This window comes from Leclercia sp. M50, from assembly GCF_037150775.1.
GTDB lineage: Bacteria > Pseudomonadota > Gammaproteobacteria > Enterobacterales > Enterobacteriaceae > Enterobacter.
Genome location: NZ_JBBCPK010000133.1, coordinates 1 through 8,769, shown reverse-complemented (window position 1 = coordinate 8,769; position 8,769 = coordinate 1). Strand labels below are relative to the sequence as shown.

Here is an 8,769-nt window from a genome sequence, read left to right as displayed (position 1 = left end):
GGCAGCCGCGCGGCTCGTGGTTCGGCAGGTCGGGGCGAGTGCGGGGATAGTCCGTCTGCTGCGTTTCCCAGGTCACCAGCCCGTTCTTGACGTAGATTTTCCAGCTACAGGAGCCGGTACAGTTTACGCCATGGGTGGATCGCACAATTTTGTCGTACTGCCATCGCTGGCGATAGCTGTCTTCCCAGTCGCGGTTGGTGTGCATCACCTGACCGTGTCCATCGGCGAAGGTGTCGCCTTTGAGTTTGAAATAACGAAAGCGATCCAACAATTTACTCATGACAATTCTCCTGACGGGGCGACGCACCACCCCGGGGTTACACTGCTCACAAAATATTGAATATCGTTATGATTTGACGTGCTTTTGCCGACGGCCATACACCAGCCAGGTGACGAACACGCAGACGATGTAGAACACCAGGAAGACCTTCATCGCCCCCACCGGGGAGCCGGTTAACGCCAGCGAGGTGCCAAAGGCTTTGGGAATGAAGAAGCCGCCCACGGCACCAATGGCCGAGATAAAGCCCAGCGCGGCCGCGGTGTCGGTAACAGCCTCTTTCTGCGCCTGTTCTTCCGTGCCGCCGCGCAGTTTCACTCTATAGACGGTGATTTGCCGGAAGATGACAGCGATCATCTGGAAGGTCGAGCCGCTGCCGAGCCCGGCGGTAAGGAACAGCCCCATAAACACCAGATAGAAGGCGGTAAAGCTGCCGGAACCGGAGCCTGGAAGGGTAAGGAAGAGCAGGGCGGTAAACACTGCCATAAAGATGAAGTTCACCAGCGTGACGCGCACGCCGCCGAGCTTGTCGGAGATCACCCCGCCAGCGGAGCGGGCCAGGGCGCCAATCAGCGGGCCGAAGAAGGCCAGATGCAGGATGTTAACGTCCGGGAACTGGGTTTTCGACAGCATGGCGAAGCCCGCAGAAAAGCCGATAAACGAGCCGAACGTCGCCAGATAGAGCAGGCTCAACAGCCACAGATGAAGGCGCTTGAGCACCGGCAGCTGGCTGGCGATGGTTGCTTTTGAACTGGCGATATCGTTCATGCCAAAAAAGGCAGCAACGGTTGCCAGCAGCAGCAGCGGGGCCCAGATCCAGGCGGCGTTCGCCAGAAACAGGGACGAGCCATCCTCCTGCGGCACGCCATGTACCCCGAGAAAGGTAAACATCGGCAGGAAGATCACCACCGGGGCCACCATCTGCATCACGCTGACGCCGAGGTTGCCCAGCCCGCCGTTAATACCCAGCGCGCTGCCCTGTTTCGATTTGGGAAAGAAAAAGCTGATGTTGCCCATGCTGGAGGCGAAGTTGGCGCCGGCAAAGCCGCACAGCAGGGCGATAATAATAAATACCGAATAGGGGGTAGCGGTATTTTGCACCGCAATACCCAGCCAGACGCAGGGAATAATCAGAATGACGGTACTTAATACCGTCCAGTAACGGCCACCGAATATAGGCACCATAAAGGAGTAGGGAACGCGTAATATTGCGCCGGAGAGCGAAGGCAGGGCGGTTAACATAAAGAGCTGGTCGGTGGTGAAATTAAAACCGACCTTATTCAGATTGACCGCCACCGCGCTAAATAACATCCAGACGCAGAACGCCAGCAGCAAACAGGCCACGGAGATAACCAAATTTCGTCGCGCAATCGGCTTGCCTTTATTTTCCCAAAAAGCAGGATTTTCCGGTTTCCAGTTACTTAAAAGATAATGATTATTCTTCTCAGTTTGTTGCGACATATTATCCTCTTGCTTATCCGAACGGCAGAAAGAGAAATACAATCAGACAGAAGTCTGAAATTTTGATGAAGGTTGTAGGAAGTTTTTGGGAGTCTTCTGAAAAGAATAGATAAAAAAAGCGAGCTACTGCCCTGGGAGGGGAGAAGTGGGCTCGCTTAATGTGTTACAAATCGTAACAGTTAAACGAAATTAATCATTAATAGAGTTCGAGGGTGATTAATTTTTCCAGATGCTGATTAAATGCGGTCTCATCCATCTCCGGCATGGATAACACGTAAAAGCTGTCCAGGCCGCAAACCAGGCCTATTAAGCGCCAGGCAATATTTTCGGGCCGATCTTTTAACGTAAAGACTTGCGCTTCTGCCCCGGCGCGAATAATCGCCACCGTCTCTTGATGCCACATCTCCATAGTTAATACGTAAGCGCCTTTTATTTCCTCGTCCCGGATGGCTAACAGCTGCGCCTCGCGCCACAGGCGAATATAGGGCTCAAAACTGCGGTCATCGCTGCCGAGCATGGAATGCAGGCGTTCGCGCCAGCTGGCGTTTTTTGCCACCACGTCGGCATCCAGCAGGGTGCGGATCAGGCGGATAAAAGCCTGCGCCTTAAGTTCGCCTGCGGAGGAAAAGTGGTGGTGGACCTGGCCGGTCGCTACCTCTGCCTCGGTCGCGATCCGCCTGACGGTCATCGCCGTAAAGCCTTCGCTCAGCGCCACGCGCATGGCCGCCTGCAGGATCGCTTCCCGCCGTTCATCCTTGCTCAGATAGCTCATTTTTTTCACTCTCAACTGGGGGATCACGAGTGTAACAAAAAGCTGGACATGCGTTCAACTTTCCGTAGGATCGCAATCTGGACATGTGTCCAGGTTTGGTCAAATAAGGAAAATTATGATTCGTCAGTGGGTAGCGTTAGTGATTATTGTGCTCGTTTATATCCCGGTCGCAATTGACGCCACGGTGCTGCACGTTGCCGCGCCGACGCTGAGTATGACCCTGGATGCCAGCGGCAACGAACTGCTGTGGATCATTGATATCTACTCGCTGGTGATGGCCGGGATGGTACTGCCGATGGGGGCGCTTGGGGATCGTATCGGGTTTAAACGCCTGCTGATCCTGGGCAGTAGCCTGTTCGGGCTCTCATCGCTGGCGGCGGCGTTTGCGCCCTCCGCCGGGTGGTTGATTGCGGCGCGGGCGCTGCTGGCCATCGGGGCGGCGATGATCATTCCCGCCACGCTCGCCGGGATCCGCACGCTCTTTGCCGATGCGCGCCAGCGCAATATTGCCCTCGGCGTCTGGGCGGCGGTGGGATCTGGCGGGGCAGCTTTCGGCCCGCTGATTGGCGGCATATTGCTGGCGCACTTCTACTGGGGCGCGGTGTTTTTAATCAACGTTCCCATTGTGCTGCTGGTGGTCTCCCTGGCGGCGCGTTTTGTGCCCGCCCAGCAGGGCCGACCCGAGCAGCCGCTTAATATCACCCATGCCCTGATGCTAATTGTGGCAATTTTGCTGCTGGTCTACAGCGCCAAAACCGCGCTTAAAGGGGCGATATCGCCGTGGTTGGTGGCGGGGACACTGCTGACCGGGGCAATGATGCTGTTGGCGTTTGTCCGCATTCAGCTTCGCGCCCGCACGCCGATGATCGACCTGCGGCTGTTCGGCCATCGCATTATTTTGAGCGGGGTGGTGATGGCGATGACGGCGATGATCGCCCTTGTGGGCTTTGAGCTGCTGATGGCCCAGGAGCTGCAGTTTGTCCACGGCTTCACACCCTTTGACGCGGGCATGTTTATGCTGCCGGTAATGGTCGCCAGTGGATTCAGCGGGCCGATCGCCGGGGTGCTGGTCGGGCGTCTGGGTCTGCGGATTGTGGCGACAGGCGGCATGGGCCTGAGTGCGCTCAGCTTCATTGGCCTGTCGATGCTCGACTTCAGCACCCAGCAGTGGCAGGCCTGGAGCCTGATGGTGCTGTTGGGGTTTAGCGCCGCCAGCGCGCTGCTGGCCTCGACCTCGGCCATTATGGCCGCCGCGCCAAAAGAGAAAGCCGCTGCGGCAGGGGCGATTGAAACCATGTCCTATGAGCTGGGGGCCGGGCTGGGGATCGCGATCTTCGGTCTGCTCCTGACCCGCAGCTTCTCGGCGTCTATTGAATTGCCGCAGGAGTTGAATGCCGCGCTTGCGGATCACGCGTCCTCCTCCATCGGCGAGGCGGTGAAAGTCGCGCAAGATCTGCCGCCAGCCCTTGCTGAATCGGTGATTGAGGCAGCGAAAGCGGCCTTTATCACCTCGCACAGCGTGGCGCTGGGCAGCGCAGGCGGGATACTGCTGCTGCTGGCCGTTGGGATCTGGTTTAGCCTGGCGAAGGTGTCGCGTGATGGGGGTTAAATCCCTTCGGGCCGGGGGGAGGTGAGCCGGTAAACCAGCTCCACCTTCACCCACTCCACCTGCGAAGGCTGGTGCGGGTTTTGCGCCCGCGCCAGCAGCCGCGTCAGGGCGCGGCGCGCGATCCCGGCGACATCCTGATGCAGCGTGGTCAGTTGATAGCTTAACTGACCGCTTTGCGGCGTGTTATCGAAGCCAATCAGATGAAAATCGTGCGGGGCCGATTTGCCCCGCTGGCGCATCCCATCCAGAAACCCGCAGGCCAGCTGCGCATTGGCGCAGAAAATTCCCTCCGGCAGCTCGCCCTGATAATCCAGGGCTGTCGCCAGCCCGCCATCGTAACCCTCCGTCGGGGCGGCGAGCCAGCTGAGCTGGCGCAGGGTGTCGACCCCCAGCTGTTGCAGCGCATGGACAAATGCCTCGCCCCGCATCACGCCCGCCCAGGTGGAGGCCGGGTGATTAAGCCAGCCGAAGCGACGGCACCCGGAGTGCCAGAGCTGTTCGGCAGCCAGCTGTGCGCCGCGCTGGTTATCCGAGCAGATAAAATCCACCCACGGCATGTCGGGAGGGCGGTTGATACCGACCACCGGGATCTGCTGGCTGACGCACTCATTCACGATAGCTTCCGGCGGCCTGCCTGAGGTGACTATCACCCCGGAGACGCGAAACTGGGTGAAGCGTCGCAGAGTGTTAACCAGATCCTCCTCGCCGGTGATCTCGCTCACCAGAGCCTGGTAGCCGCGCCGCTGGATCTCATGCAGTAATCCCTCCAGCAGGCTGCTGCGAAAGGGATCGCCAATGCGGGCGACGATCACCCCAATCAGCTGGCTGCGCTGGCGGTTCAATCCCTGGGCGAGAAAATTGACCTGATAGCCAAGCTCCCGGGCGGCTTGTAAGACCTTTTCCCGGGTGGCGGGGGAGATGCTGCCGTTGCTGCTCAGGGCGCGGGAGACCACGGCGCGGGAAACGCCCGCTCTTCTCGCCACATCCTCGGCGGTCACCGTCTGCTTGCGAGGGGCGTCGCTCACCGCGTTTCCTCCCGGTGAAGGGGCAGCTCGAAGGACATGCCCTCTTCGCTGACGAACAGACCAGGATGGGGCTGACAGGCCTGCGCCAGGATAGGCCGGGCGCTGTCGTGGCAATGATAGAGGCCCAGCGCAGGCAGTTTGAGCCGGGTAAAGAGCGCCAGGCAGTCGGGGAAATCGCCATGCGAGGCATCGTCGGGCAGCGCTGTTGCCGAGGCGCACTCCTGAAAGGCCAGATCGGCTCCCGCCATCAGGGCAATACTTTCCGGGGTCGGGCGGCCATCGCCGCTGTAAAACAGGGTGGCGCCCGGCGCCTCAATCCGCAGGGCCAGGTTCGGGATTTCGTGATGGGTAAAGGCGGTCCGCAGGAGCCAGTTCTGCCAGCGCCACTCCGGCGTGCTGTCGCGCCAGTCGATAGCAAAGCAGAGCCCGGTATCCGGCCAGTTCGCGAGGTTTGCCAGCTCAAGTAGTGCCGGGCGGTGGGCAGGCTGGGACCAGATAATCAGCGGTTTCGATCGCTGAAAACTTTTCCAGTGGTTAAGGAGCGCCGTCAGCCCGGTGCAGTGATCCGGATGGATATGGGTGAAAAAGAGGGCATCAATGTCGTTCACCTCCAGTCCCCGCTGCCATAACGCCCGGGGAATGGTTGGCCCGCAATCAATCAGCAACTGATAGCCCGCGTTATCGATGACCCGGATTGCCGACGTATTATTCAGCAGGGAGAAAGCACTGCCGCAACCCAGAATATCTATTTTCATTTCGTCTCACCAAAAATTTTGCGGACTTAATCAAATTGTCACAAACAGACGACACAGTAGGCGCACATAATGGCGCTGGAACGTTGCGTTTTTTTTACAAAGAAATGAACACGTGTTCATCGGCGACGTGAAAGAATTAAGGGATCGTGCGTGAGTTATTTGCAAATAGATAAACTGAAAGTTGCCTACGGGAATAATATTGTCCTTCACGATATCCATCTGGCGGTCGGGAAGGGCGAGATGATCGCGCTCCTCGGCCCCTCTGGCTGCGGAAAGACGACACTGCTCAATGCGTTATGCGGTTTTTTACCCGTGCACTCCGGTACCGTGGCGATTAATGGCCGGGATATCACCCATAGCTCCCCGGAACAGCGAAATATCACCATGGTGTTTCAGAGTTATGCCTTGTGGCCGCATTTGACGGTCGCGCAAAATATCGGTTACGGATTAAAAGTCCGTCGCGTTAAAAAAGAGGAAATAACCCGTCGGGTGCAGGCGCTATTAAAAATAATTAACCTCGAAGGTTATGCGGAAATAAAGGTGACGGCCCTTTCTGGCGGTCAGCGTCAGCGGGTTGCCCTGGCCCGGGCGCTGGCAATTGAACCCGATGTGCTGGTGCTCGATGAGCCCCTGTCGAACCTGGATGCCAAAGTGCGCCTCAATGTGCGCCATGAGATCAAAGCGCTACAAAAGCGACTCGGCTTCACCTCGCTGATCGTCACTCACGACCAGCAGGAAGCGCTGGTGATGGCCGACAGAATTGCCGTGCTTAATAACGGTCGCATCGAACAGATCGGCACCCCGGAGGCAATTTACCACCGCCCGGCAACGCCTTTCGTCGCCGATTTTATGGGGGCGGATAACTGCATCACACCTGATGACGGGCAGGGGAGAACGCTCTATTTTCGCAGCGCCGATATCGCCATGCATGCCGCACTGCCGTCCGCGCCGGGAGGATTAACCCTCGAAGGGATTGTTGAGGAGAGTGCCTTCTTGGGTCATCACTACCGGCACAGCGTGCGCTGTGGTGGAAAGATCTTACTCGCAGACTCAGCAACATGCTGGCCTGACCGTTCGCCAGTGGTGCTGCATGTGCCTGATGCTGCGCTCCATGCCTTTGAACCTGCTTTGTAATGCCAACCGACACACACTTTTCTGGGGATCAATCATGTCCGTAAAAACAAAAATGGCTATCACTGCCGCACTTTATCTGGGCTGCCTGCACGCTGCGCATGCCGAAACGGTACTTAACGTTGCCACCGCCGGGGACCAGAATATGGTGGATTACGTCAAAACCTGGCTGGGGCCGAAATTTGAAGCCACCCATCCGGGAGTAAAAGTGCAGGTGGTCGGCACCGGGCCCGGCGATGCCGGATCAAATAAGATCGTTGAAAAGCTGACGGCGCAGGCGCAGAGCAGCGCGAAAAGCTGGGATATAGATGTGGCGGTGGTCCATCAGGCCGCAGGCGGCCAGCTGGTAGAGAAAGGGCTGCTTGAGAATTACCGCCAGGCGGTGAAAACCGGCACCATGACCACCGCAGAGAACGCTAAAAACGCCCTGGGGGTCAACGTTGACGGCTACGTGATGCCTATGTTCCTGAGCCAGACGGCGATGGCTTACAACAGCGATCTCATCACCACTCCGCCGAAATCTTATGACGAGCTGGTGCAGTGGTCGGAAAAAAATCCCAAAGCCTTCGGCTATAACGGCATCAAAAACGGTATGTCAGGCGTGAGCTTTGTGGTGGGCTGGATCTACGCCTATGGCACGCCAGCCGAGCGCCTTACCGCGCTGCCTTATGATAAAGGGGTTGAAAAAGAGTGGGGCCCGGCCTGGACGAAGCTGAAAGCATTTAATAAAAACGTCACCTTTACCCCGGGCAATGCCGGCACGCTGGATATGCTCAGCCGGGGCGAAATCGCTATGGGGCCGGTATGGGTGGATATGTTCTACAGCTGGAAAGATCAGGGCAAGCTGCCGCCGTCCATCAAGCTTACCTTAATCGCACCCGGTATGCCGGGGCAGCCAATGTATTACGTCATCCCGGCCAAAGCCACCCAGGCAAAACTGGCGCAGGAGTTTATCGAGCTGGCGACCAGCCCGGAGATTCAGGCTGAGGGGATCGTGAAGCAATTTAACTGGTACCCGGGCATCGACGCGAAATATGTGAAGGGGGCGCTGGACGATGCGACGTGGCAGAAGCTGTTCGCGGAAATTTCGCCAGAAACCTTAGCGGAGAACGGCAAAAGTTTCCCTCTCAAACCCTACTTTGACGCTATCAAAGAAGGTTATGAGAGCCAGGTTTCGAACTGAGGGTATGGCGTGCCTGGCAGAATATTGCCAGGCACCTTTAGCGGTGATTATTCATGCGACAGACATTTAACGCTTTCCTGCTGGTTCTTCCGGCGACGCTGATGATTGGCATCTTCTTTCTCTGGCCGCTGGGCTATTCGCTTATTTCGGCTTTTACCCATGAAACAGGTTTGACGCTGGCGCACTTTGAAAAAGTGTTTAGCCTCTATTCGAACGATATTCTCTTTACCCTGATCATTGTGCTGGTTTCACTGGCGATCCTGGCGCTGCTCTCCATCATTATTTCCGCCGTGATTGTGCTCTCGCCCTGTCGTCGTCTCGTTAAAGCACTGGCCTTTTTATACCGCCTGCCGCTGTTTATCCCATTCATCGTTGCCGCGCAGATGATGCGGACCTTCCTGGCAAAAAACGGCCTGATGAACAATACCCTGGTTGCCCTCGGCGTAATGACGCCGATGGAGACCACCTCGCTGCTGGGCTGGAGCGGGATCATTATTACCTTTGTCTGGAAACAGATGGCCTTTACCACGCTGCTGATTAGCGGCGCCAAGGCGGC

The 8,769-nt window shown here is 57.5% G+C and carries 7 protein-coding genes and 2 pseudogenes; 4 read left to right on the top strand and 5 right to left on the bottom strand.

Going from position 1 to position 8,769, the window contains the following annotated elements; all coding sequences use genetic code 11:
• From WFM46_RS21390 to WFM46_RS21380, 3 genes and pseudogenes are all read right to left on the bottom strand, one after another.
• A pseudogene (locus WFM46_RS21390) lies at window positions 1–280 on the bottom strand (nitrate reductase); the annotation flags it as partial.
• 66 nt (window positions 281–346) lie between these two features.
• Complete coding sequence (locus WFM46_RS21385) at window positions 347–1,738, bottom strand: NarK family nitrate/nitrite MFS transporter (RefSeq protein WP_103179647.1); 1,392 nt, start codon at window positions 1,736–1,738, stop codon at window positions 347–349.
• Between the two features lie 196 nt (window positions 1,739–1,934).
• On the bottom strand, window positions 1,935–2,510 hold the full coding sequence (locus WFM46_RS21380; protein WP_336998476.1) for a TetR family transcriptional regulator: 576 nt from the start codon (window positions 2,508–2,510) through the stop codon (window positions 1,935–1,937).
• 115 nt (window positions 2,511–2,625) lie between these two features.
• Here WFM46_RS21380 and WFM46_RS21375 point away from each other — a divergent pair, with 115 nt between their 5' ends.
• Complete coding sequence (locus tag WFM46_RS21375; RefSeq protein WP_263950821.1) at window positions 2,626–4,119, top strand: MFS transporter; 1,494 nt, start codon at window positions 2,626–2,628, stop codon at window positions 4,117–4,119.
• Here the strand turns inward: WFM46_RS21375 and WFM46_RS21370 are convergent.
• Window positions 4,116–5,144 (bottom strand): LacI family DNA-binding transcriptional regulator, encoded by a 1,029-nt coding sequence (locus tag WFM46_RS21370; protein ID WP_336998475.1) that lies wholly within the window; start codon window positions 5,142–5,144, stop codon window positions 4,116–4,118. The genes WFM46_RS21375 and WFM46_RS21370 overlap by 4 nt on opposite strands.
• Complete coding sequence (locus tag WFM46_RS21365) at window positions 5,141–5,899, bottom strand: MBL fold metallo-hydrolase (protein ID WP_336998474.1); 759 nt, start codon at window positions 5,897–5,899, stop codon at window positions 5,141–5,143. Before WFM46_RS21365 ends, WFM46_RS21370 begins: the two co-directional genes overlap by 4 nt.
• A 150-nt stretch (window positions 5,900–6,049) precedes the next feature.
• On the opposite strand from WFM46_RS21365, the gene WFM46_RS21360 reads away from it, so the two are divergent.
• From WFM46_RS21360 to WFM46_RS21350, 3 genes and pseudogenes are all read left to right on the top strand, one after another.
• Entirely contained in the window at window positions 6,050–7,033 is a 984-nt protein-coding gene (locus tag WFM46_RS21360; RefSeq protein ID WP_336998473.1) for an ABC transporter ATP-binding protein, read from the top strand.
• A 34-nt stretch (window positions 7,034–7,067) separates the two neighbouring features.
• Window positions 7,068–8,213 carry an ABC transporter substrate-binding protein gene (locus WFM46_RS21355; RefSeq protein WP_159338859.1) on the top strand — a complete coding sequence of 382 codons (1,146 nt, stop codon included), beginning with the start codon at window positions 7,068–7,070 and terminating at the stop codon, window positions 8,211–8,213.
• Between the two features lie 53 nt (window positions 8,214–8,266).
• Window positions 8,267–8,769 (top strand): annotated as a pseudogene (locus WFM46_RS21350) (sugar ABC transporter permease); the annotation flags it as partial.